The organism is Qipengyuania sp. HL-TH1, from assembly GCF_036365825.1.
In the GTDB taxonomy this organism is placed as follows: Bacteria; Pseudomonadota; Alphaproteobacteria; order Sphingomonadales; family Sphingomonadaceae; genus Qipengyuania; species Qipengyuania profunda.
The window spans coordinates 59354-82973 of sequence record NZ_CP142674.1 but is presented as its reverse complement, the minus strand read 5'-3'; the positions used below and the strand labels follow the sequence as shown (position 1 = coordinate 82973).

General features: G+C 59.8%; 19 protein-coding genes and 3 pseudogenes. 13 read left to right on the top strand and 9 right to left on the bottom strand.

The window, feature by feature from the left end:
- The first annotated feature begins 11 nt into the window (after positions 1–11).
- Positions 12–422 (top strand): hypothetical protein, encoded by a 411-nt coding sequence (locus VWN43_RS00420; RefSeq protein WP_320179829.1) that lies wholly within the window; start codon positions 12–14, stop codon positions 420–422.
- Between the two features lie 476 nt (positions 423–898).
- Here the strand turns inward: VWN43_RS00420 and VWN43_RS00415 are convergent, their stop codons facing one another.
- Both VWN43_RS00415 and VWN43_RS00410 read right to left on the bottom strand, forming a co-directional pair.
- Positions 899–1348: a hypothetical protein gene (locus tag VWN43_RS00415; protein ID WP_320179828.1), complete on the bottom strand. Its 450-nt coding sequence runs from the start codon at positions 1346–1348 to the stop codon at positions 899–901.
- A 200-nt stretch (positions 1349–1548) separates the two neighbouring features.
- A complete protein-coding gene (locus tag VWN43_RS00410; RefSeq protein WP_320179827.1) occupies positions 1549–3909 on the bottom strand; it encodes an EAL domain-containing protein in 2361 nt (786 codons plus the stop codon).
- A 443-nt stretch (positions 3910–4352) separates the two neighbouring features.
- On the opposite strand from VWN43_RS00410, the gene VWN43_RS00405 reads away from it, so the two are divergent.
- The 5 genes from VWN43_RS00405 to VWN43_RS00385 all read left to right on the top strand — a co-directional run bounded on the left by VWN43_RS00405 (position 4353) and on the right by VWN43_RS00385 (position 8027).
- Complete coding sequence (locus tag VWN43_RS00405; protein ID WP_330767152.1) at positions 4353–5396, top strand: DUF3500 domain-containing protein; 1044 nt, start codon at positions 4353–4355, stop codon at positions 5394–5396.
- A gap of 47 nt (positions 5397–5443) precedes the next feature.
- Complete coding sequence (locus VWN43_RS00400; RefSeq protein WP_320179825.1) at positions 5444–5926, top strand: hypothetical protein; 483 nt, start codon at positions 5444–5446, stop codon at positions 5924–5926.
- Between the two features lie 114 nt (positions 5927–6040).
- Complete coding sequence (locus tag VWN43_RS00395) at positions 6041–6583, top strand: cytochrome b (protein ID WP_320179824.1); 543 nt, start codon at positions 6041–6043, stop codon at positions 6581–6583.
- 581 nt (positions 6584–7164) lie between these two features.
- Positions 7165–7344, top strand: a complete 180-nt coding sequence (locus tag VWN43_RS00390) for a hypothetical protein (RefSeq protein ID WP_320179823.1) — start codon at positions 7165–7167, stop codon at positions 7342–7344.
- 518 nt (positions 7345–7862) lie between these two features.
- Positions 7863–8027 (top strand): hypothetical protein, encoded by a 165-nt coding sequence (locus tag VWN43_RS00385; protein ID WP_320179822.1) that lies wholly within the window; start codon positions 7863–7865, stop codon positions 8025–8027.
- A gap of 163 nt (positions 8028–8190) precedes the next feature.
- On the opposite strand, the pseudogene VWN43_RS00380 reads toward VWN43_RS00385, so the two are convergent.
- From VWN43_RS00380 to VWN43_RS00375, 3 genes and pseudogenes are all read right to left on the bottom strand, one after another.
- Positions 8191–8520: pseudogene (locus VWN43_RS00380) on the bottom strand (tyrosine-type recombinase/integrase); the annotation flags it as partial.
- 9 nt (positions 8521–8529) lie between these two features.
- A pseudogene (locus VWN43_RS16310) lies at positions 8530–8717 on the bottom strand (hypothetical protein); the annotation flags it as partial.
- Between the two features lie 169 nt (positions 8718–8886).
- Positions 8887–10062 carry a zinc-dependent alcohol dehydrogenase gene (locus VWN43_RS00375; RefSeq protein ID WP_320179821.1) on the bottom strand — a complete coding sequence of 392 codons (1176 nt, stop codon included), beginning with the start codon at positions 10060–10062 and terminating at the stop codon, positions 8887–8889.
- A 1023-nt stretch (positions 10063–11085) separates the two neighbouring features.
- Between VWN43_RS00375 and VWN43_RS00370 the strand changes: the two genes are divergently transcribed.
- On the top strand, positions 11086–11928 hold the full coding sequence (locus VWN43_RS00370; RefSeq protein ID WP_320179820.1) for an EAL domain-containing protein: 843 nt from the start codon (positions 11086–11088) through the stop codon (positions 11926–11928).
- On the opposite strand, the pseudogene VWN43_RS00365 reads toward VWN43_RS00370, so the two are convergent.
- From VWN43_RS00365 to VWN43_RS00355, 3 genes and pseudogenes are all read right to left on the bottom strand, one after another.
- Positions 11894–12621: pseudogene (locus tag VWN43_RS00365) on the bottom strand (IS5 family transposase). The gene VWN43_RS00370 and the pseudogene VWN43_RS00365 overlap by 35 nt on opposite strands.
- 163 nt (positions 12622–12784) lie before the next feature.
- A complete protein-coding gene (locus tag VWN43_RS00360; protein WP_320179819.1) occupies positions 12785–13894 on the bottom strand; it encodes an L-dopachrome tautomerase-related protein in 1110 nt (369 codons plus the stop codon).
- Positions 13895–13947: 53 nt separating this feature from the next.
- Complete coding sequence (locus VWN43_RS00355) at positions 13948–14568, bottom strand: putative quinol monooxygenase (protein WP_320179818.1); 621 nt, start codon at positions 14566–14568, stop codon at positions 13948–13950.
- Positions 14569–14883: 315 nt separating this feature from the next.
- On the opposite strand from VWN43_RS00355, the gene VWN43_RS00350 reads away from it, so the two are divergent.
- Entirely contained in the window at positions 14884–15630 is a 747-nt protein-coding gene (locus tag VWN43_RS00350; protein WP_320179817.1) for a hypothetical protein, read from the top strand.
- Between the two features lie 180 nt (positions 15631–15810).
- On the opposite strand, the gene VWN43_RS00345 is transcribed toward VWN43_RS00350, so the two are convergent.
- Positions 15811–17013 (bottom strand): tyrosine-type recombinase/integrase, encoded by a 1203-nt coding sequence (locus VWN43_RS00345; protein WP_320179816.1) that lies wholly within the window; start codon positions 17011–17013, stop codon positions 15811–15813.
- A 296-nt stretch (positions 17014–17309) separates the two neighbouring features.
- Between VWN43_RS00345 and VWN43_RS00340 the strand changes: the two genes are divergently transcribed.
- The 5 genes from VWN43_RS00340 (at position 17310) to VWN43_RS00320 (ending at position 23548) form a co-directional block, all read left to right on the top strand.
- Positions 17310–18083 carry a hypothetical protein gene (locus tag VWN43_RS00340; protein ID WP_330767213.1) on the top strand — a complete coding sequence of 258 codons (774 nt, stop codon included), beginning with the start codon at positions 17310–17312 and terminating at the stop codon, positions 18081–18083.
- A 132-nt stretch (positions 18084–18215) separates the two neighbouring features.
- Positions 18216–18500: a hypothetical protein gene (locus tag VWN43_RS00335; RefSeq protein ID WP_320179814.1), complete on the top strand. Its 285-nt coding sequence runs from the start codon at positions 18216–18218 to the stop codon at positions 18498–18500.
- A gap of 207 nt (positions 18501–18707) precedes the next feature.
- Positions 18708–19592: a 3'-5' exonuclease gene (locus VWN43_RS00330; RefSeq protein ID WP_320179813.1), complete on the top strand. Its 885-nt coding sequence runs from the start codon at positions 18708–18710 to the stop codon at positions 19590–19592.
- Positions 19593–19622: 30 nt separating this feature from the next.
- Positions 19623–21758 (top strand): ATP-dependent nuclease, encoded by a 2136-nt coding sequence (locus VWN43_RS00325; protein ID WP_320179812.1) that lies wholly within the window; start codon positions 19623–19625, stop codon positions 21756–21758.
- A complete protein-coding gene (locus VWN43_RS00320; protein ID WP_320179811.1) occupies positions 21758–23548 on the top strand; it encodes an ATP-dependent helicase in 1791 nt (596 codons plus the stop codon). The genes VWN43_RS00325 and VWN43_RS00320 overlap by 1 nt, the downstream gene beginning before the upstream one ends.
- Positions 23549–23620 lie beyond the last annotated feature (72 nt).

Below are 23620 nucleotides of genomic sequence, written 5' to 3'. Positions count from 1 at the left end.
TTCCATGTCGAATGGCTGATACCCGCAATCAGAACGAGTGGTCAGCGGTCTTTCTGGCTGCCGCCGAACTATCGCGCAGGGGCTACAGCGTAGCTTTGACGCTTGGTCCTAATGCGCCTTTAGCCGATCTCGTTGTTCGCTCTCCACAAGGGAAGAACTTCATCGTCGATGTGAAAGGCAAGGGCCGATCGGGCCGGTGGTGCGTCAAGCCGAAGGCTCCTACCCCCAATCTGTTCTACATTCTCGTGCGACTGGGAATGACGCCAGCGGGCATAGATAGACGAGCCGACACATTCCTCGTGATGTCGCAGAAGACCGCTCTGCAACTCACGAAGCCCAATCGTAAGAATCCAGGTTTGAGCGGGTTCTCCTCACAGTCCGCCGCCGCCGCCGTCGACCATTGGGACTGCCTCCCCAGGTAGCTGCGAGTCTCGGCATCACCCCCATTGAAAGAGCGCGCCAATTCGATCGGACTGCGGTAGAAGAAGACCATGTCGATTATTGCGGCCGCCATCTTCATTTGCACGCCGATCGCCGTGTGGGACGGCGACGGTCCCATCTGGTGCGAAGAGGGTCCGAAAATCCGCATCTCATCGATAGCGGCGCGCGAGATCGATGGTAGTTGCCGGCCGCATCACCCATGCCCTCGGGCCTCGGGAGAGGCTTCAAGAGATGCTCTGGTCGAGTTGCTCGGACGTCGGACGGGGCGATGGAAAAGCGGTCACATTACGATTGCCGCCCCACCCATACGCTGTCGCCATGAAGGTCGAAGCTTTGATCGCGTCGTTGCTTCCTGCACCCTCGCGGACGGTCGCGACCTTGGCCGCGCCATGCTGGCGACCGGTACCGTTCTACCCTGGGACTGATCCTCGCGCTGAGCGGAGGATCGCTCCGGATGTCAGATCCCCTTCAGCAGCTCGAGTCCTGCCTGATCGAAATACTGCTCGAACTCCTGGCGAGGTATCGGAACCCCGTCCTTGAACTTGGCCGGTTCGCACCGCCAATTGCCATTCTCTTCCTGAACGATCTTCTCTCGAGGCATCCACGCGACATGCAGCGGCATGGGGTCATCGGCATTCACGAACATCGGGATGGCCAGCACCATGCGCTCGTGCATCGCGGATAGAGATGCCCGAAAGCCATAGGTCCTCCGATTGCGCGTACCCTCTTTTGGATATTTGCCCTTCACCTGGATCGGGCGGAGCTGCATCTGCGCGCCATCGGTATAGGTCGCGATCAGGTCAAATCCCTTGTCGCGGTGCGGAAAATAGACGTTCCAGCCCGCGTCGACCAGTTTGCCCGCCACCCAGAACTCCGCAAGATGATCGCGCGGTTTCCACTCTGCCATCTAACACCCCATTCGGTCACTCGTTTGTCGGCGAGCTTGCCCCTGAAACGAAAAAGCCCCGGCGAACCGGGGCTTCGTTCTTTTCTCGTCAGCTGCGGATCACCGGCTGCCGAAAAGCTCGTTCCACCAACGCCACATAATAACCTCCTGTTTGGCACGTAGAGTGCTAACAGGGATGGTTAACAGGTCGTTAGAATATTTCAAGCGCAGGCGACCGAGTACTCCTCCTCGAGCATCAGCAGCAGCTCGTCCATCGCCACGGCAGGCGAGAACAGGAACCCCTGGCCGATGTCACAGCCGAGCCGCCGCAATCGCTCCGCGGTCAGATCGTCCTCGATCCCTTCCGCGACCACCACCTTGCCGAGCGTGTGAGCCATCTCGATCGTGCCCTTCACCACCGCCAGGCTATCCTCCGACGTCGCAAGGTTCATGATGAACCGCCGATCGATCTTGAGTTCCGCGCTTGGAACCTGGCCGAGATATGCGAGCGTCGAATGACCTGTCCCGAAATCGTCGATCGAGAACGTGATGTCGTCCTTCTGCAGCCCGCGGATGATCTCACGTACCGCGATATCGTCGAGTGGCGTCGATTCCGTCACCTCGATGATGAGGTTCTTGCCCGGAAACCTGTGGCGGCTCCGCAGTCGGGCGACGTGGTAAAGGACCATGACGCTGCCGAGCGTCTGCGCGGAGACGTTCACGGCCAGTTTGAACATAGGGTCAAGCGCGATCGCGGCGCCGGCATCCTCGAGGGCACGATCGACCACGTAGGCCGTCAGCTCGTCGATCCTGTCGTGTTCCTCGGCTACTGCAACGGCTTCGGTAGGCTCGATGTAGCCTAGCTCGGGGTGTTCCCAGCGGATGAGTGCCTCCGCCCCAACGACACGGCCGCTCAGGAGGTCGACCTTGGGTTGGTAGCCGATACCGATCGAGCGTTCTTCCATCGCCTTGTCGAGCTCGGAGAGCAATTCGATGCGCCGTTCCCGGAGATCGAGCCATTTGGTGTCGGCGATCACGCTGCGAATTCGCTTGCGTGATCCCAGCTCGGCCGCCTGGATTGCGTTGTGGATGCGCGTTTCGAGTGGCAGGGTCCGATTGGTCTCGATCCCGATCGTGCCCTCGATCCGCGCACCTCCCTGCACGGCGGTTCCCGAACGCAGAAGCGCGATCAAACCCTCGGCGTTTTTGTGAAGATCGCGGGCATCGAGCTTGGTCGCCTGCCAGATGAGCGTGTCCTTCTCAAAAACGATCTGCCGGTCTCCGACACGGCTTTGCGCGGCGCCCTGCAGGGTATCGATGACGCGCTCGACAAATCGGCCGAGATCCTTGGAGACGCCGGTGCCCGTAAGATCACCCAGATTGGTGATCTTGAAGGCATAGACATCGGTCTTGGCATCGTCCCCGGTGGTTTCGAGAGCTTCCCGCAGAACCAGGTTGGTCGACTTGTTATAGATCTTTCCGGCATGGAGGTTGAGGCGAACCATGCCGACACCCAGAGCGATCAGCGCGGGAAACACATCGATCGATATCCGGGATGCATCGAGTAGCGTCGCTGCAACCGGAAGCACGCCGATCGCGCCCCACGTAACCGCCCGCAGGGGCCTGCGGCGGCGCGCCTGGGCGAACAGCACCATCGCGGCGAACAGCATCGCCGGGTACCACGACAGGTCGAGCGGCATCCCGTCCTGAAGCGTGTGTGCGCCCATGACATGGAAATAGACGCCCGGAATTTTCCCGCCGAGGGGGAGATTGTGAAAGTCCGTCGAGCCCAGATGCGTCGGCGCCACGACCACCGTCTTGCCCTTCAGGTCCACGTCGCCGGCACCCGACAGAATTTCCGCGTAGCTCACGGTAGGGATCGAGCGCGCATCAATCGCGAGGTCGGGGCGATACCAGCCTTCCTCGCCTCTGTATTCACCGAGGATCGCGGAAATGGATGGTATCTCGTCTGCGCCGATGGGCGTGGAGGTCGGGAAGCGTACCGAGAGGCCGAATGGTCCGCTCTGCCCCATCATGGAGGCGACCGCCACGCTGTCGCGCAGCGCGGGCGTGGGAAGCAGCCCGGCGTGCTGCTGCAGACCGTTGTCGGCCGCCGGCGAGGCTCCCAGCCACACCTGACCGCGATGCTGCCGGAGTTCGGCCGCGAAGGCGGCGTCGTCTTCAGGCGGCGCCGGGTCGGCGTAGGCCCTGTCGAACACAAGGCGGCTCGCCCCTTGCGCGAAAATCCGGTCGACGAGTTGTGCGTCCTGGCGACGAGTGGGACGATCGGTGGCCAAGGCGTTCAGTGTCGCATCGTCTATGGCCACCACCACGATATCGCCCGGCGCTTCGCGGGTGCGCAGCTCGGCCCGGGCAGCCTTGAACCCGTCCTCAAGCGGCATGGGAAGTTCAATGAGCGCGGCGAACAGACCAATGACGACCGCGACGATCGCGATTCGTCGCCGCTTGGCTCTCTGTCCTGTTCGCCCCGTCGATGCGCGGCCGAGAAAAGGAAGTCTCCTTAGTAGAAGACCGAACGCACCAAGGTGCGGCTCATTGGGTGCGTTCGAAACATGCTTCATGACCAGTCTTCCATGAAGCAAACTGGTTTCGCAATGCTTTCGGATTGTTCGTTACTATCGAGTTACTTCGGTTGACCCGGCAGTCTCATCCGGATCGCCTGTTCCACAACTGATCGGTTCGCTCGATCGCCAGGGCGCCCTCATATCCGCGGCAAAGTTCTTTCGCTTCGTCCTGCGACCCGGTTTGCCAGACAGCCTGCTGTTTGTCACATGTCCTTTCATCTGAGACTCAGAAAAATTTCCGTCATCGAGTCTCAATTGGATGACGCATGCGAACCAACTACGTCACTGACGTAGAACGCGAAAGTACACCTTTTTGAAATTGTGTCTGGCCGTCGTTCGCGTGAGACTCCGCGTTTCAAATTGCCCAGGAAGCTCTAGACTAACAAGCCAGCTGGGAATATCGATAAGGCATGCGTATTCTTAGATCGTCTGTCGTCCCCTTGGCACTTATTCTAGGTTTGGGAGCTTGTTCCTCGGGCGGTGGACCAGACGGCGAAACCGTTGGCATCACAATCGCCGATAATGTGGAAGTCGGTGCTTCGGATGCGAAAGCAGAAAGCATCGTCAGTGCCGCCGAAGCATTCCTCACCACATTGAGTGATGAGCAGCGCGCTGCGGTAGTTTATGACTTCGACGACAACGCCCAGCGTGCCCGCTGGTCGAACTTTCCGACCAGCTTTGTGGAACGCGGCGGAATCATGCGCAAGGACCTCTCCCAAGACCAGTTGGCGGCGCTCGATGCGCTGCTGCGCGAGGTGTTGAGTGCCGACGGTTTCCGTAATGCCAGGATGCAGATGGCGGCGGACGACACGCTTGTCGGCGGTGACGGTCCGGCGGCGGATTTCGGCAGTGGCTTCTATTACGTCGCGTTCCTCGGCGAGCCTTCCACCGATGCGCCATGGATGTTGCAGTTCGGCGGACACCACATGGCCTACAACATGACCTTCGTCGGAGCGAAGGCGTCGTTCTCACCCATGCTGACAGGAGGGCAGCCCCTGACAATCCAGTTCGAGGGGAAGGAGGTCTACATCACGCGCGAGGAGGTCGCTGCTTCCCGCAACTTCCTCGGCAGTCTGACGGAAAGCCAGCGCGGCGAAGCGATCCGCGGCGACGCAGTAATCAACATCTTGCTAGGCCCGGGGGCGCATGGAACGGTCATCACCGACGAGGGCGTGCGAGGCGCGGACCTTGACGAGAGGCAGCGCGAACTGCTTCTCGCTGTTGTCGAAGCGCGGGTCGGTCAGTTCAACGCGCGCGACGCTGCGGCGAAGATGGCCGAGGTGCGCGCTACGATCGGCGATACATGGTTCGCATGGTGGGGACCGACCGAGCCGTTCGGAGCCGCTTACTTCCGCGTTACGGGTCCTGCGATCATGATGGAATACGGGCCGCAGGAAATGGGCGACGATATTACCGAGCACGCGCACAATATGTATCGCGATCCCGGCAACGATTATGGTGCGCGATGGATCGCCGCCGATTGATACCGCTTGCACTCACGGCGATCGTCGCTTGCCTAACGAGCACCGCGATGGCCCATCCCCATAACCGGGTCGAGCAGCAGGCCCATCTCACCATCGCTTCGGACCGAGCCATTGTCGTCTATTACCTGGCAGCCAGCGGGAAAGACGGTGTGCATCTCTTTGACCATCTCGATACCGATGGTGACCGAGTTATCGGCAAAGCGGAACGCCGCGCGTTCGGGTCGGCTCTAGTCCGGAATACCGCGTTGACGATCGACGGCCGAAGGTCGGCGTTATCGCTCAGTCGATACGCTTTTCCATCGCGCGCCGCGATGCGGGCGGGTGGCGGCGTCATCAGGGTTGAAGCGACCGCGCGGGGCCCGCATTCGAAAAGCCATATTACAGCGACATCGCTAGCGATCGGTTACAATCGCTTCGCCTCGCGCTGGTTCATTCAGCCTTTCGTCTCAAGAGAATTTCGCCAAACTGATAGGCGTGTTGAAGTTCTACGACCGGCACCGTCCAACGTAACTGTAAAGTTCAAGCATTAAAGAACGTCGAGGGAAGGGTCGCAGCGATGACGCTTCAATGCACCGGCAATCCGCGACAAGGTATCAAGGACGCAGCGTGGTCGGGATTGCAACGTAGGTATCAAGGAGCGAACTGTGAGTAATAGTGTTCTGGATAATCCCGACCGCTACGGCGCGGTCTCGCGCTCGCTGCATTGGGGCATGGCTGTGCTATTCCTAATTCAGTTTTGCTCGGCGGCTGCCCATTGGGGACTGCCGCGCGAGAACGCGCTTCGGGAAATGCTGTGGGGATATCACACGGATGTCGGACTTACGTTGTTCCTTCTCGTTTTTTTAAGAGGAGCGTGGGGATTAGCAAACATGTCCCGGAGGCCGACGCATCCGGGCGCGCTGGGCCGCGCGGCCATGGCAGGCCATCTCGCGATTTATGCCTTGATGATAATCGTGCCGTCGGTGCGCGTTCTCGCTGCTGCCGGCGGGACCCGCGGGCTGAGTTTCTGGGGGATAGAGGTTCTGCAACCTCGCGGACAGGAAGTAACCTGGATGCAAATCCCTGCCGAATGGCATGGTGAGATGGGCTGGCTGCTCGCCGCGCTCATTCTCGGTCACGCTGGGATCGCTCTATTCTGGCATGGCTCAATCAAGCGGGACGGAACGCTGCAGCGTATGGTCGGCTGACGGGGCTCTACCCAAGCCTGGGGGTGAAGACAGTGTGGCCAATTTCAAGATTGGTGTCGGAAGCCAAACTACAGCTTTTGCCGTTCTCTACATCATAGCCAGACTGGCCGCTTACGGCCCAGCATTCGTCAGCAGGACAATGTCCGCCTTTCTCTGCCTCGGCCCAAAAAGCAGACTGTCGCAAAACCACCCAATTCCAGCCATTAGCGCGACAGACTGCGGAGCCTGAGATCTGCCACCAGCAAGACGGTGTTTAATTGGCAAAATCTGGGCCGAAAGCGGTCCGTCCGCTTCTGGCCGGCAGTGCGCAGCAAGCAGATGTTTAGCCTTCAGCCCACTATTCGACGTCTACCAGCCATGGACTGGATATGCATCAAACGTGGCATCGCTGCAATCGCGTAATCATTTTCGGTCCGATCTCCGGCAGCCGGGTCTCTATGCGCTACCGATATCGCATTAGGTTCCTGCAGCAAGGAATTTAAAATGGAGAAGACTTGCGGCGATAGCCTCATCACGCATGACAGACAATACTTGAAAGAGAACGGCTATGCTTGCGACGCCTAATAAGGTATGTTCGATGCATGTCGGACGTCACTAATCCCTTGGACGAGATCGAAGCGCTGTACTTCGATTCGCTCGCTCGATTGGAAGAAGCGCTCGGGGAGCCCGACGAGGCAGTGCATCGAGCAACCGCCGAGAGCTGCCTGCAGATGTTGCGAGATTATGGCCGAGAGCCGGGTGGCACCGCTAGCCGGCAATGAGAGTAGACGACGAGGAAGAAGCTCTCGGCATCGACTGGCGAAAATTAGCGTCCGATAGATCTTCGGCTTGCGTGTGGTCATACTCGCAATCTCGACCCAATATACCAAACCTTTCTCTTCATCCGGCGGCGCTGGTCCGCTAAGCCGGAGGACGCCGCTAATCGATCCCGCAGTCCCAAATGCCGGATGAAACGGTTCGTTTTGCAGTATGGAGCACCAATCATCCAAGAGGGCGACGGGTAGCCGCGACCGAAACCTAATTGGCTGAGCGCGAGAGAGATGAGAGGATACCTCACGCGTGGATGTCGAACTGAGTCTGGATTGGGCCGACAGTAGACGGTCCGGTCTTGGGGGCTTGAACGGCAAAGGCGGCCATTCAGTTTACGACCCCATGGCGGATTTGAGGTTGCCGAGGTTTACGTTGCACTAATGCGTCAGCGCGCTGTGGGTCGATAACGCCTTCTTAGTCGTGAAGCGATGGCATACAGTCAGCAAAAGCAGATCAGGGACCCCAGACTATGAATGAGGTTGGAAAGAAAGGTTTTCCGGTTATCGGTGTGATTTTTCTCGCGTTGGGCATCTTCAAGCTCATTCAAGGCGATGGCTGGGTGGTGTGGATCGTGCTGGGCGTTTTGTTTGGCGGTCTAAACGCAGTCAGCTGGCGTAAGAACAGGCAGCCTTAATTTCGTAATCTAGCACCAAAGCTGCTTTGCGCTCAGTTTTGGATGTAGACCTCTGTTGAGTGGTGCAGATGACGTCAGCTTTCCACCCAATTTCAGCCGATTATCGCATGGGTTTGCCGCCCTGGAAGCGTCGATCAGAACTGCGGATCGACCGCTTCTTCGGCTAGATTTTAGTTCGCTCGGCTAAGAGCAGAGCGTCTTCGACGTCAACGCCCAAGTAGCGCACAGTGTTTTCGATCTTCGTGTGGCCAAGCAGGATCTGCATCGCGCGGATGTTTCCGGTTGCGCGATAGATCATCGCTACCTTCGTCCGCCGAAGCGAGTGCGTGCCGTACTCAGCCTTCCGCAGTCCGATCGCCGTCACCCATTCGTCAACCAGGCGTGCACACTGTCGCGTGCTCATGTGGCCTGCGAGGTCGATACGGCTGGGGAACAGATAATCGCCAATTGAGCCGCCTCGACGTTCAAGCCACGCTAGCAATGTGGCAGTCGCCGCGCATTTGGGCAAGACAGAGCCGCGATAGCGGCGCTGCGATTCCGCAAACCGCGTTGAGAACGCGAGCGATGATTTTCCGGAACCCCAGATACCCGTAAGACGACCAGCGCATCGCGAGGCAAATCGACATCGATATTTGTTAGATTGTGGACCCGCTCGCCGTGCGCCAGACCGCGCGCGTGCTGCGTGTCGATGCCGGGTGCTGGTGCTCGAACAGCCGCAGGGCATGATCGAGGGCTAGCGTCCGCGCCTGAGGCATCAGCTAACGAAAAAAGCAGATATCCGGCGACCGAAATGCCGGATATCTGCTCATAATCGCTTCGTTTAAGTCAGCCTTGGCCGTATTGTCGCCAAGGCATCGGGTCAGTCATGCGGGCGCATGACGACCTTGATGACTTCGTCTTCCTTGTCGCGGAATTTCTTGTACATTTCCGGGGCATCTTCGAGGCTGGTAGGATGGGTCACGACGAAGCTCGGATCGATCTCACCCGCTTCGATCTTGGCCATCAGCGGCTGCGTGTAAGCCTGCACATGGGTCTGGCCCATCTTCATGGTCAGCCCTTTGTTCATTGCCGCGCCGAGCGGGATCTTGTCGACCATCCCGACATAGACGCCAGGGACCGAAATCGTCCCGCCCTTACGGCAGCTCATGATCGCTTCGCGAATCACGTGCGGCCGGTCGGTGCCTAGGAATGTCGCCGCTTTGACCTTGTCGATGACGGCGTCGACCGAACCATGCGTTGCGGCCTCGGTGCCCACGCAATCGATGCAGCTGTCCGGGCCGCGCCCCTTGGTGCGTGCCATCAGTTCGTCATAGACGTCGGTCTCGGAGAAATTGATCGTCTCCGCGCCGCCGGCCTCCGCCATCGCAAGCCGTTCGGCAACTTCGTCGATGGCGATGACCCGGCCCGCACCCATCATGATCGCCGATCGGATCGCGAACTGGCCGACGGGACCGCAGCCCCATACCGCCACTGTATCGCCCGGTTCGATCTGCGCATTTTCAGCGCCCATATAGCCGGTCGGGAAGATGTCGGACAGGAACAGCGCCTGCTCGTCGGTGACATTGTCGGGAACCTTGATCGGGCCAACATCGGCCATCGGCACGCGCAGATATTCGGCCTGACCGCCGCAATAGCCGCCCAGCATATGGCTGAAACCGAACAGGCCGGCGGGCGAATGGCCCATCGCCTTGATCGCCATTTCCGCATTGGGGTTGGTGGTGTCGCACAGCGAATAAAGCCCCTTCTTACAGAACCAGCAATCGCCGCAGCTGATGGTGAAGGGAACGACGACGCGGTCGCCGATCGAAAGATTGGTCACTTCGGACCCGAGCGCCACGACCTCGCCCATATTTTCATGGCCCAGGATATCACCGCTCTCCATCGTCGGCATATAGCCGTCGATCAGGTGGAGATCCGAGCCGCAAATGGCGCAAGCGTTGACCTTGATGATGGCATCGCGGGGATGCTTGATTTCGGGGTCGGCAACGGTGTCGACGCGAACATCGCCTTTTCCATGATAACAAACGGCGCGCATGAGATTGTCTCCTGATGTGTTGTGAACCAAACGTTAACGGTTCGCAGTCGTTCGCGACCGCTTTTCAAACGGTGGGTGGGAAACCACCCAGACTTAGCGAACGCAGATCGCGAATGACGACATAGGGTTGATTATAAATAGGTAAGGACAATCGGCTACTCTGCGCACCAAGGAGCGATAAACTGATTATCAAGAAGCCGCAACCTCAATGTATCGCGGTGCTACGCCAGCTAGGTCTGATCGATTCGCCGGTGAGCGAAAGCTTCGATCGCATCACGCGAATGGCTGGACAGATCTTGTCGGATGCGTCCGCTATCTCGCTAACAGATAGCGATCGACAGTGGTTCAAGACTCGCTTGGGTATTTACAGATACGGAGATGCCTCGTCACGACGCGCCGTGTAAGGAAGTAACGAGCAGCAGTAGTGCCAGATTTGCTTGCCACCCCACGCTACGCTGAAAGCACTCTAGCCAGCACCGGGGCTCGCTTCTATGGTGGCGATCCACTGATCACACATGAGTGATATTGTCTCGGCGCACTCTGCGTACTGGGCGAGACACCGCGGATTGCCTGCGATGATGAAATGTCGGCACTTGGCGACCTGGCAGCAATGGTTATGGCACAAATCGAACTTCAGCATGCCTATGGTCGGGTGGATCCGCTAAGCGGACTGCCGAGCCGCAACTAGTTTAACGAAGATCTTTGTGATATCGCACGCGATCATACCGGAGAAAACCGGCGTGCGGTTCTAATTGATCTAGCGCAGAACAACGAGCTCGACAGCGTTGGTCGCGTCATGGGGCCAGCGCATCACGATGAGATTGTCAGAGGCGCGGTGCGAACGCTCGAGTTTGCTCTGCAGGCGTCATGCCAATCCTATGACGTAGCCGCTACGCAGCTGGCCTTTCTAGCTGACGATGGCTTCAGTGATTCTATGCTGGCGAGCATCGCTACCGACATTACTTCGATTAGCTCCGATGCCGTCATCGGCTTCACCACGACCCAGCGCTTGGTATCGCACCCATGGTGTTGGGGGAAATCAAACCGCAAGGCGTGTTGCGAACCGTTTACAGCGCCGCGCAAGACTCGTGGGCGAACGAGCGTGCAGTCAGCACCTATTCGCCGTCAAGCGATGCAGTGTATCGTAGACGATCCGGTTTGGTGGCTGCCTGCGGTGAGGCCTTGCAGCGTGAGGGTGAGCTTTGCCTGGTCTATCAGCCGAGGGTTTCGTTGCCGTCCGGCCGCTGCTGCGGCGCGGAAGCGCTGCTGCGTTGGGACCACCCCGAACTCGGCGAGATTTCACCGAGCGAATTCATTCCTCTGATTGAAGAGACGGCGTTGGTTCGCGACACAACGGCGTGGGTTCTGAACCAAGGGATGATTCAGCAGGCCAACTGGCGTAAACAGGGTCTGCAGATTACGCTCTCCATTAATGTGTCAGCTGGTAATCTCCGTGAGCACGACTTCGCTACCCGCGTTCAATTGCTACTGTTAAAGCATCGTTTGCCGGCTTCCTGTATCGAACTGGAACTGACCGAAAGCGCGATCATGGGTCGGTCGGAGAAGGCTCGCAATCAACTAATGTCGCTAAAAGCGGCTGCAGTGCGGTTGGCGATCGACGATTTCGGCACCGGTTATAGCAGTTTGTCTTACTTCCAGCAGTTGCCAATCCATGTTGCGAAGATTGATCAATCCTTCATACGAAAACTTAAGCAGGGCACGCGGCAAGACACACTTGTGCGTTCAATAATTGCACTATCACATGACTTGGGGTCCCAGGTTGTCGCGGAAGGCGTCGAAAGCTTGGAAGCTTTGCAGCCGCTAATGGCAGCTAGGTGTCGTGGACAAAGGGTATCCAGAGCTTGATTGAAGCGAGAGCGACGAAGCCGAGGTAGGACTCTTTGGTCTTGTCGTATCGAGTGGCGACCCGGCGCCAGTTCTTCAGCTTGTTGAGCCGCTCGACGAGGTTCCGCCAGCGGTATTTTACGCGGTCGTGCGGAGCAGGCGTGCGGCGGTTGGCCTTGGCAGGGATGATCGCTTCGACGCCGGCATCGGCGATCTCCTCGCGGATGGCATCGGCATCATAGCCGCGGTCGGCGAGGAACGCTTCGAAGCGGTCACCGATCATCCGGAAGAGCTGCGCAAAGCCTTGAACGTCGTGAGCCTGGCCGGGCGTCAGCACGAAGCCGAGTGGGAGGCCTCTGGCGTCGCATCTGGCGTGGAGTTTGGTGGTGAAGCCTCCCCGCGATCGGCCGAGCCCCTCTGTTTGCTGAGTCCCCTTTTTAAGCCGACTGCACAATTATGTGCTCGGACCACTGTGCTGTCGATCATGTCGGCGGCAGTGTCCCGTCCTGCCAGTTCGGCCAGCGTCTCGAGCATGGCAGCGAACACGCCGGTCGTGACCCATCTTCGGTAGCGCCGGAAGACGTTGCCCCACTTGCCATACTCATCCGGCAAATGTCGCCACTGCGCGCCGGTGCGCGCGATCCACATCATGCCTTCGAAGTAGCGTCGATTATCCTGCGCCGGCCTGCAGCCACGTCCACGCTCCGTCGGCAACAGTGGCCCGATCAATTCCCACTCTTCGTCCGATACTCCGATCCGTTCGCCCAAGGCCGCCTCCAAAAGGTAGCCTTGAATCGAAGGGCGAGTCTCAGGTCAAGCTTTGTCCACGAAGCCTAACTACATCAAGACACTGGTCGTTAAAACCGACCGCGTCGCGTCACCGACGAAAGGAAAAAAGCGCGGTTGGCAGCGAAGCGGGGGCGCCCGGCTTATACCAGTTCGTATCCTGGATATGCGAGGCAGTGACGTAGATCGTCCCGTCCGGCCCTTCCGACAGCGTATCGGGCCAGCGCAATCTCTTGTCGGTTACCACCGGCTCCAGCGCATCGCCCGTCCAATACTTCACGGAATTGTCGGTTGGTGAGGTGACATAGAGCGTGTCGTCGCTGCCCATCCAGAGGCCGTCCGCAACATTGGTCGTGCCGACGGTCTTCACCGCCGCTTCAACGTCCGAGGCCGAAGTGCCCTTGCTGAGTTTCGATGTATCGATCGAATAGAGCGTTCGGCCGGTCAGCGCCTGCCAGTAAAGCGTCTCTCGGTCGTTGGAGATCGCAAGGCCGTCGGACGAGAAGCTGGGCTGGCGACCATCGGGCCGACGAAGCGGCTTGCCATCGATTTCGACGATCACGTCCTTCTCGACCTGCGTGGACTTATGGCCGTCGAGCGCGCGGAAGGCGTCACCGGTGTCAAGGTCGACGACTATGATCGCGCCGCGTGTGCCCGAATCAGTAATGTAACCGGTCTTGCCGTCAGCGCTGAAGCGGATGTCATTGAGATAGGTGCCCTGAAGCGCCACCGTCTCGTCGAACAGGATCGTCTTGGTGACTTGGTCGGTCGCGAGGTCGACACGGACCAGCTTGGGGCCGCCGGGCAGGATCTTTTCGTTGCCGGGCGCGGCGGGATCGAGCACCCACAAGGCGCCCCGACCATCCGCCACGATCGATTGCACGCAGACGAAATACTCGCCGACCGGCATTTCGCTCGCCTTCGCGTTGCGCCAGGAATTCCATCTCTCGTCCGGATAGGCCTTGAGCTTTCCGCTCGGCAGCAACTCGGCGACCGAGATCGGGGCGTCGTCGGTCCAGCGCGGGAAACAGACGAAGATCCGCCCGTCCTCGGTGACGCTTACGCCGGTCACCTGATGGTCGAAATCCGCGACCTTGGTGAGTTTCGAATCCGTGCCCGCGAACTTGAACGCGAACGCGGCCCCGGCTGCCGCGGTGCTGGCGACGGCCGCTCCGACGAGCGCCTTCTGCTTCGTGTCCATCAGACTGTCCCTCCCTCAAGCGGCCGCGCGACCGACGTGTTCCTGCTCGTCCTCTACTCATCACCAGCGGATGCAATCTTGAACGCCAAGATTTGTGCGCGGTGAATCTGGGGAGGCTCGGCGAACAGCGAAGCGGAGCTTCCGGATAGCGCCGTGCCGACTTCGCCCGACAGATGCGCCTCGCGCCCTGCCTCGTCGGCGAAGGTATCGACGATGGCGAACCGAGTCTTTCCGAGACGCAGAGCGTACCACGACAGGGTGCCCGGCTCCCGCTCCACGGCCGATTGAGCTCCTTGCAGGAAGCGGGCAACCTCTTCCTCCGCACCATCCCGTGCTTCAAGCGGAACATGCAGGGCCAAGCGCGGCAGGGCGTCCGCCGCCGGCACCTTGAGGGCGAGGATGTCGGCCGGCTCGATCTCCGGCAATCCGTTGAGGATGGTGAAGGTCTTCACCACCAGCGCCCGGCCGACCGTGCCGAACAGATGCTTCAGCCGGCCGGCATTGCCGGGGAAGGTATCGAAGATGGCGAAGTCGGCGGGGCCAAAGCGCAGCGCGTACCAGTGCCGCGTGTCCTGCTCATGCTCGACCGGCTCCAGCGCACCCCGGAGGAATTCAGCGGCATCTTCCTGGTGGGTCGGCCCGGCTTCAATGCCTACGAACAGTGCCTTGTGCATCTTTTCTCTCCTTGTTCCGATGGTAGCGCCTCGAGCTCTACGGAAGGCGTCCTGAGCCTAAATCATGGGCGATCGAGCGGCAAGGGAATTGCGCGATGCGCGCGGCGGACTCAAAACTGAGAGCCGAGATCTGGAGCGATGGCGACGGAGACGATCAGGACGGCGCTCACGACAGCGGTCGACGCCTCCTCGCTTCCGGCGGTGCGCTCGACGCCCTGATGCGGCGCGAGCGGCGCGATCTCCTCTTCGAGGTGCGTCTGAGAGCCGAGCGGATCGAGACGCGATACACCCGCTACATGGACAAGGAACCCTTCGATGAGCTCAGGAACACGCGGTACGTCGTCCTCCGCTCCGGCCAGCCCGCCAAAGCAACTGCGCGAAATTATCGAACTCGGAGAGGCCCTCGTCGCCGAGCTAGGCCTCGACCAGTCGAATGATGTCCTTGGCCGTTGGATGGCGCACCATCTCGCGAAACTGATCGAAGCGGCGAAATCGGCGGCAGACGATGCGCGCGTTGCGGCCGAGGATCGATGCGTCACCGCGATCCTAGAGGTTTGGCGGCATCGGAATTGCCTTCCGCATGGTGCACGCCCGTTCGAAGCCGCGGAGCGAGTGCTGGATGTGATCACCGCACTCGATCCCGATGCGACGCAACCTTTCTACAACCGCCTCGCCCTCGACTGGGACGACCAGTCGAAGCCCGCGGAACGCAAGGTGCTCGACGTCGTCGTCCTTTTCGATCGAGTGGCGCGCCAAGTGCTTCGTCACCTGTTGTCCCGTGCCATCGAGGAGATTCCGGACCAGACCCGCGCCTGGGTGAAACGCGCTTCCGGGATGGGGCTCGCCGGCCGCGACATCGCCACCTTGCGTCAGATCGTCTACGTAACCGGCGACGCCGAGAAGGACGAACACCGCAGGCTCGTGGACGAGGTGAACGGCGTGCGGTCGCAGATCGAACGTCTCGAGCGCTTCGCCAATATGGCGAAACTCGTTCAGGACGAGCTCGAGACCCGCCTCGCATCATTGGAGGCGGAACTTCCCGACGAGGATGCGGAAAACTGACGGCAGATCTACGCGCTGACTCAGCACCACTGATGGGCGAGCAACGAAATCAAGCTCGAAGATTGAATGTAGCCATTTGAAGGATGTCCGCTTTTGGGGATCGACGTCCAAGTGCTAAACGACCGCGATTGGGGCGCAAAGCTGCCGGTGACAGCCGCGTAATAGCACCTGCCGAGAGCCTTAATCTAGCTTCGATAGAAGCCGACCTGCTGCCCCAGCTTCGGCAGCAAGATTGCGGTTGTATGCAAGTGGCATCTTCGCAGACTTCCACCGCAGTGCGTCCATGATCCCGGCTAGCGTCTCGCCAACCGCGAACAAATCCTGGTTCAACCCGACGCGCGTCGAATGCGCGCTGAACCCGACGACGAGTCCCTTCGCCTGTCCCTTGTCGAGATCGCCGAACGCGCCCGCTTCGATCGCGGAAGCAATCATTCCGCGCACGATCGGCGTGACCGAGCCTGGGGGAAGCGCCTTGTCACCGACGTGATATTCGGTCCGCGCCGCGACCGCCGCCTTCGCTGCAAACTTACGCGGATCCCAGATCGCTCGGCCCGAAACCGTGTTCGGATCGATCCGCCTGCGCGCGGGCCGGGCGGCGTAGCGGCGCACGATCACGCGCCGGAACACTGGCCCCTCGGTGATGTTTGCGACGCGCAGCCACACCTCGAGCGCTTGGACGCTGCGCGGCGAGAGGTAGGCGGTCGAGCCTTCGCCGTCCTGGTCGCCCTTGTGCCGCCCGATCCGGAGCAGCCGCGCGTCGGGATCGAGCGCCTCGACGATATCCTCGACTGCGACGGCGACCAACTCGCTCGCGCGCAGGCCGGTATCGTAGGCGACCGAGAGCAGCGCGCGATTGCGCAGCCCGGTCGGTGTATCATCGCAGGCTCCGAGGATCGCGCGGATATGGATGCCGCGCGGCGTGTCCTGGACCGGATCTTTGACCGCGCCGCGGAACCGCAACGGCCGAGCCTGCTTCTGCCGCGAGCCCACCTTGCGGCGGTGCGCCGCGATCGCGAGCCGGCAGATTTCATGCTTGGTCGGATCGTCGAGCCCGAGCAGCCGATGCGCCTTGGCGATCGATGCCTTGTACCGCACCAGCGAGGCGGGCGCTGCGCCTTCGCTCGCGCGATGCTTCAGCCAGTCCGCGACCATCCCGGGCGTCGCAGGGAACGCGCGGGTATCGCTGCGCCGGCACCACAGGTTGAACGTCTCGACGTCCTGCCGCAGCGCGCGGATCGAGTTCGGCGCGGCCGCCTCGACGTAGGCGGCGAGAAGCTCGCGATCCATGGCGACGTTCGGCGCGCGCAGCGCGAGTGCGAGGTCGGTTTGAAGCTCGGTAAGGGCGCTACCGGGCGACGCGGAAGGGGGCGGGACTTCGGTCATGTCGGCGCAACACTAGTCCATCCGGGCGGTTCTGCAACATGTGATAAGTTCCCCTTATCACATGTGCGCTCGCGAACCGTACGAGTGGGCGAAAGCTAACCCACTTTTTGCTTTCCTGCGGAATCCATATGCGACTAGAATCGTTGGATATTCGACCACGCATATATATGGAACGCCTAGACCCTCTCCTCGCCCTCGGACGGCTCGACGGGCGCCTGACCCACAGTCCGGCGCGCACGGCCTGGAGCATCCGTGCGCGTTTCGAAGGCGCGGCGATCACCGCGTGCAACGCGGGAGTGCCGACCGATGCAAACGCAATCGAGGCGTGGGTCGCTGGGTCGGGTTCACCGCCGCGCGCGAGCGAGGGGCTGAATGATCCGCTTGGAGTGGCGGCAATCGTCCATTTCTTCTTCGCCAGCCTTGCGCCCGCGTCCGCCGGGCGCGATCGCCAGGTTCGTCGGTTGCTGCAAGGCTTGTTCGACGCTGAAGCCGAGGCGTCGACCTGGTCGGGTGCCGACCTCGTCCATTACGGCCCGCTGTGGCGCGGTCTCCGCAAGATTACGGATGAGCCTGGGCTCGAGCCATCGCTGACGTCAATCTCGGGTAGGCTTGCCCAGATGGCGCGGTTGGTTCGCCGCGCCGCGGATCATTCCGAGCTGGTTGCGACTCTCCCCGACGGGCGCACCATCTCCTTCGGCCACGACCATCTCCGTGCCTGGCTGGTGATGATAATGGTACCGACACTGCTACAGCGCTCGGGACTCAGCGCGAACCTGCTTCCCTCGCTCGTCCCCCGGCACAAATTTCTGTGCTCGTCGTTCGCGGAATGGCGTGACCTGCTTGCCGAGTGCCTGTTCAGTCAGGCGCCGCTTGCTGCTCGCTCGCTCGATCGCATGGAGCGAGAAATGTCGCGGTTGCATGAGCGATATCGGCGGACCGCGCGCAGCCGCTTGGTCGATGCGGCCGAGCTGCGGGTCGCTCTGCCGTCGCTGACACGCAACAAGCTCGCGATCGCGGTGAACGCCACGCCGGCCGGTGCCGGTTACCTGATGCGCCAGCTTGAGCGCTAACGGAGCGGGGCTTTCCTTCCGCTCCCGATCGGCTATCACTCTCGGCACGAGCCTTTTGCCTGCCCGACTGCATCGCCCACGCGGCTCCGCGGTCGGCGGGATTGTTGTACGCAATCGAAAGGTTCTAACTCCATGAAACCACATGCATGTTTCCGCATCTCGGTCGACGAGCTGGCGCAGGATCTTGGCAATTATGTCGAACTGGCGAAGACGCGGACGTTCGAAATCTACGACAAGGGCAAGGTCGAGGTGATGTTGGTTCGCATCTCCGCCATTCCCGACTGGAACAACCAACTGCAGAAAAGCATCCGGACCGACATGATGACGGCGGAAGAATGGGAAACATTCGCGAAGCCACCTGAAGATCTGAGCCATCTCCCCGACGACTACGACGATTGGACGGGCGACGCGGAGTAGATCGACGGTCGGCCATCACGTATTGAGTGGTGGCCGACCACGAATGCCAAGTGGCGACCTTTCCCCCGGTTTGGCAGCTTAATCGAACAGCAGTCCCCAGACCCGTCGCCGCGCAGGGCATCGCAGGTATATCGTAGACAATTTGAATTAACGCCATAGTCGCCTTCGTTAGATCGGCTATGCCGATTATAGGCGACAGGGACCACAATGAACGATCTTGACGCGATGGCCGAGGCATTACAGGCAAGTGGGCAGTACCGCGTACTACGACGCTTGCAACCCAGGCTTCGAATCAATGATTCAGGCGGTGCCCCGACCCGTCTCGGTCTATTCGTGGATGTTGAGACGACGGGGCTCGATCCGACCAAGCACGAGATCATTGAGCTCGGCATGATACCGTTCAGCTATCTCCCCGACGGTTTGATTTGCGATATTGGTCCACCATTCGAACAGTTTCAGGAGCCGTCGGCGCCGATTCCGCCCGAAATAACCCGTTTGACCGGGATTACCGACGCGATGGTTGCCGGGCATCGTATCGATCTCGACGCTGTCCGCGCACTGGTCGATCGCGCTTCTCTTGTGATCGCGCACAATGCCGGCTTTGATCGGCGGTTTCTCGAACGTCTCAGCGATGCATTTGTGTTCAAACCCTGGGCCTGTTCGATGTCGCAGATCGACTGGATCGGCGAAGGTCATGAAGGCGTGAAACTGGCCTATCTCGCCGCCGGCGCCGGGTTTTTCTACGATCGTCACCGCGCCGTTCATGACTGTCGCGCAGCCATCGAATTGCTCGCTATGCCGCTTCCCGCAAGCCGCGTGCCGGCAATGCAGAAGCTTCTGGAAAAGGCCCGACGCCCAAGCTGGCGAATCTGGGCGGAGAACTCCCCTTTCGATTTGAAGGACGTGCTCAAGGCACGCGGCTATCGCTGGAACGGTGACGACAATCCCAACCCCCGCGCTTGGTACATCGATGTCGACGATGGTCTGCAGGGCGATGAAATCGCCTTTCTTCGCAAAGAAATCTATCTGCGCGACGTCGAGTTGCTGGTGCGTGAGATCACCCCCTTCAACCGCTTTTCCGATCGCACCTGATCACGCTACAAACTCAAATCCGGGGGAACCATGCACATATCGAAACTCCAGATGGTCAATTACCGAAACTTTGCCGCTGCGACGGTGAAGTTTGAAAAGGGCGTCAACACGATCATCGGCGAGAACGGGTCCGGCAAGACAAACCTGTTTCGGGCGATCCGGCTGCTTCTCGATGAGAACCTGCTCCGCATGGCCTACCGTCTCGATGAACGCGACTTCCATCGCGGTATCGCCGAGTGGCGCGGTCACTGGATCATCATCAGCCTCGAATTCACCGATGTGTCGCAGGATGAAACGATCCAGTCGCTGTTCCTCCACGCTACCGGCAACATCGCCGCCGCGACCGTTGATCGGGCGACCTATAATCTGATCTTCCGTCCGAAAGCTGCAGTTCGCCAGAAGCTAGGCGAGCTGGCTGTCGGCGATCATGCTGGCTTGGCGGCGCTGCGCGCCGAGGTCAGTCTGTCGGACTACGAAACGATCTTCACCGGCAAAAGCAGCGCTGATTTCTGCGATCCCGATGTCTATCGTTCGCTTGTCGGCGATTTCGATACAGTCACTTTCCCGGAGGAACTCACCCCGCCCGAAATTGGCGGGGTCGTCCCCGGCATGTTTTCGATTGCGCGCGAAGTCGGCTTCACCTTCGTCCAGGCGCTCCGCGACGTCGTTGCGGAGTTCCAGAACAATCGCACCAATCCGCTGCTCACTCTGCTCAAGGGCAAGAGCGGCGAGATCGACCCCGCTGCCTTTGCTCCGATCAGCGACCTGGTGTCTAACCTGAATGATGCGATCGAGGGTCTTGACGACGTAGGCGCGATCCGCGCCGATATCCGCGAAACAATCACTGATGCAGCAGGCGAAACCTACTCCCCGAAATCCCTCTCTATCCGGTCCGACCTGTCCGATGAAGCCGATCGCCTCTTCCAGTCGCTGAAGCTCTTCGTCGGCGAATCGGAAGCCGGATATGAGGGCGCGATCCATGAGCTCAGCCTAGGCGGAGCAAACCTCATTTACCTGACCCTCAAGCTCCTCGAATTTAAATATCAGAAGGTCAAACAGACTTTTGCCAATTTCCTCGTGGTCGAGGAGCCCGAGGCGCACATCCATACTCATATCCAGAAAACGCTGTTCGACCGCCTGAACTATGACGACACGCAGATTATCTACTCGACGCATTCGACTCACATCTCAGAAGTCAGCAATGTCGAGAACATCAACATCCTCGGACGAAACGGTGGTGTTTGCGAAGTCTTTCAACCCGCTGCCGGTCTCGATCCCGGCCAGATCGGTAATATCCAGCGATACCTCGACGCGGTGCGCAGCAATCTGCTCTTTGCCAAAAGTGTGCTGCTGGTCGAGGGAGACGCCGAGGAGATTCTCGTTCCGATCCTGATAAGGCAGGTGTTCGGTCTGAGTCTGGACGAACTTGGCACCAGCCTGATCAATATTCGCAGCACAGGCTTCGAGAATGTGGCCGTCCTTTTCCACGATATGCGAATTCGCAAAAATTGCGCGATCATCACGGACCTCGACCAGGCCTTTATCGACCTGACGCCCGATCCGCTCGACAGCGATGCCGAGATCAAGGCGAAGAGCCGTGCGCTCGGATCGCAGACCTCCGGAGCGGCCCGTTCGGCTCGGCTCAACGCTTTCTGCCACGACAATGCCTGGCTGAGCGCGCATTTCGCGCAGCATACCTTCGAAGTGGACTTCATTCTTGCCGGCAACAATGCAGCAGTGGCCTCCATCCTGAACGACGTCTATGTTGACGCAGGAACCATCGCTCAGGCCAAGGCCGACCTCGAATCCGGTGACATCGCCCGTTATGGAACGCGTGTGCTCACGATGGCGAAGCAAGTCGGCAAGGGCTGGTTCGCGATCATTCTCGGCAAGGCAATCACCCCCGATGTGCATCTGCCCAATTATCTCCTGTCCGCCCTATTTAGCGCACATCGGCCGATCTCCGTCGAAACCATGGCGAGCATTCTCGAGTACCGACTCAAGGTTCAAGTTGCGTCGGGGCTGGTACTGCAATCTCAGGTCGATGTGATGCGCGATACAATCGCGCGCTTTCGCGATCGAGAGATCGACTTTGCCGCGGTGCGCGCCGAGATGCTGGCCGCATTCCCCGGCGATCGGATTAATTCCATCATCGCGATGCTCTGATGTTCGTTTGGAACGCGAATGCCCTGAACGCAGATCAGGTCAATGCGATTGAGCAACCCGGCAGCGTGTTCCTGACCGCGTGCCCTGGCAGCGGGAAGACGCATACGCTGACCTACAAGATCGCCCGTGAACTATCGTTGCTCACGTCCGACAAGCAGCGTGTCGTTGCGATCACTTACACTCACCGCGCGGCCGATGAAATCCAGGAGCGGATCGAACAGCTCGGCGTCGACACCGGTCAGCTCTGGATCGGCACTATCCATTCCTTCTGCCTCGAGTGGATCTTGCGACCTTACGCTGTATACCACCCCGAGCTCAAACACGGCTTCCGAGTGATCAATGCGCACGATACCGAACGTGCACATGAGCTACTGTGCACTCAGCATGGCGGCGGTCTTCGCACCTTTGACTGTGGCCACTATTTTACCTCGACTGGCTATGTCATCTCCTGCCCGCACTGGAAGCAGGCCAGTGTCGATGCGCTTCTCCAGCAATATTGGGCCGACCTGCGTTCCAGTCGTCAGGTCGATTTCGAGATGATACTCTCCTACGCCTACGAGCTGGTCCGGGACGTCCCATCCATCAGCGTGCTTCTGGGCTCGATTTTCGCGATCGTGCTGGTCGATGAGTATCAGGACACCAAGGAAATCCAGTACGCGATACTTGGCGCCATCCTGAAAGCGTCGATGGGCAAGGCCAGAGCGTTCGTTGTCGGAGATCCCAATCAGGCGATCTACGGGTCGCTTGGCGGCTATGCGATCACCCCTGCCGAGTTTTCCGCACTTAGCGGTGTAAGCTTTACCGAGATGGACCTTTCGGTGAACTACCGCTCATCGGATCGCATCGTCAGCTATTTCGAGAACTTCAACCAGCTGACTTCCAAGATCAGCGCGGGAGGCAAATACAAGAACTTTGCGAGCGCAATTTCCTACGACCATTCGACGCACCGCGACATGCTGGTGGCTGAGGTCGTGCGGCTGATCCGCCACAACATCGACACGCTGGGAATTCCGCCCAGCGAAGTCTGCATCGTCGGACCGCAATGGTTGCCGCTTGCCGCCATGACACGCCAGCTTGTGGCGGCTTTGCCCGATTACAGCTTCTCCGGCCCCGGGATGGTCCCCTTCGCGCGGGACATCGACAATTTTTGGTACAAGCTTGCTCGGATCATCCTGACCGAGGCTTCGCCGCAGCTTTACATCCGGCGCAGCCGATGGGCCGGTGAAGTGATCGCCGCGCTCGATCTGGCGGGCATTAATACCACCGCGATTACCCGCAAAAGTCTGTTGCGCGTCTCGAACGGTATCTCCTCGACCGAAACCGATGGTCTTGCATATTTGCTCGAATGCTTCGACGCCCTTTTCTCGGCGCTCGGCATCGATCGCACTAGTTCCCCAATGCTGGTCGAGCATTACGAGGCCTTCGTCGAAGGATCGCAGCGGCGTATCGACCGGCTTGTTGCAGATGGTGCGACCGCGATTGCCGACGTTTCCATGTTCCGCAAGGTTTTCGATGAGAAGACCGGGATCACTGTTTCGACGATCCATGGTGTGAAAGGCGCCGAATTCGAAGCCGTGATCGCCTTCGGCCTCCTTGAGGGAATGGTCCCGCATTTCAACGAGGACGACAAGGTCGCGGCCGCGAACAGGCTCCTGTATGTTATATGCTCAAGGGCGAAAAAGAACCTGCATCTGATATCGGAAGCAGGGCGGCGCCGGGGCCAGCACAATGTCTATCACCCTACCGATATCCTGCTCGCCTGTAATTTCGGCTATGACCAGGTCCCCTGACACGGCGTCCGCGCGGAAGGGAAGGTGTGAATCATTCTTGTTAAACCAAGCGGCAAGCAAATTTTGGCTTTC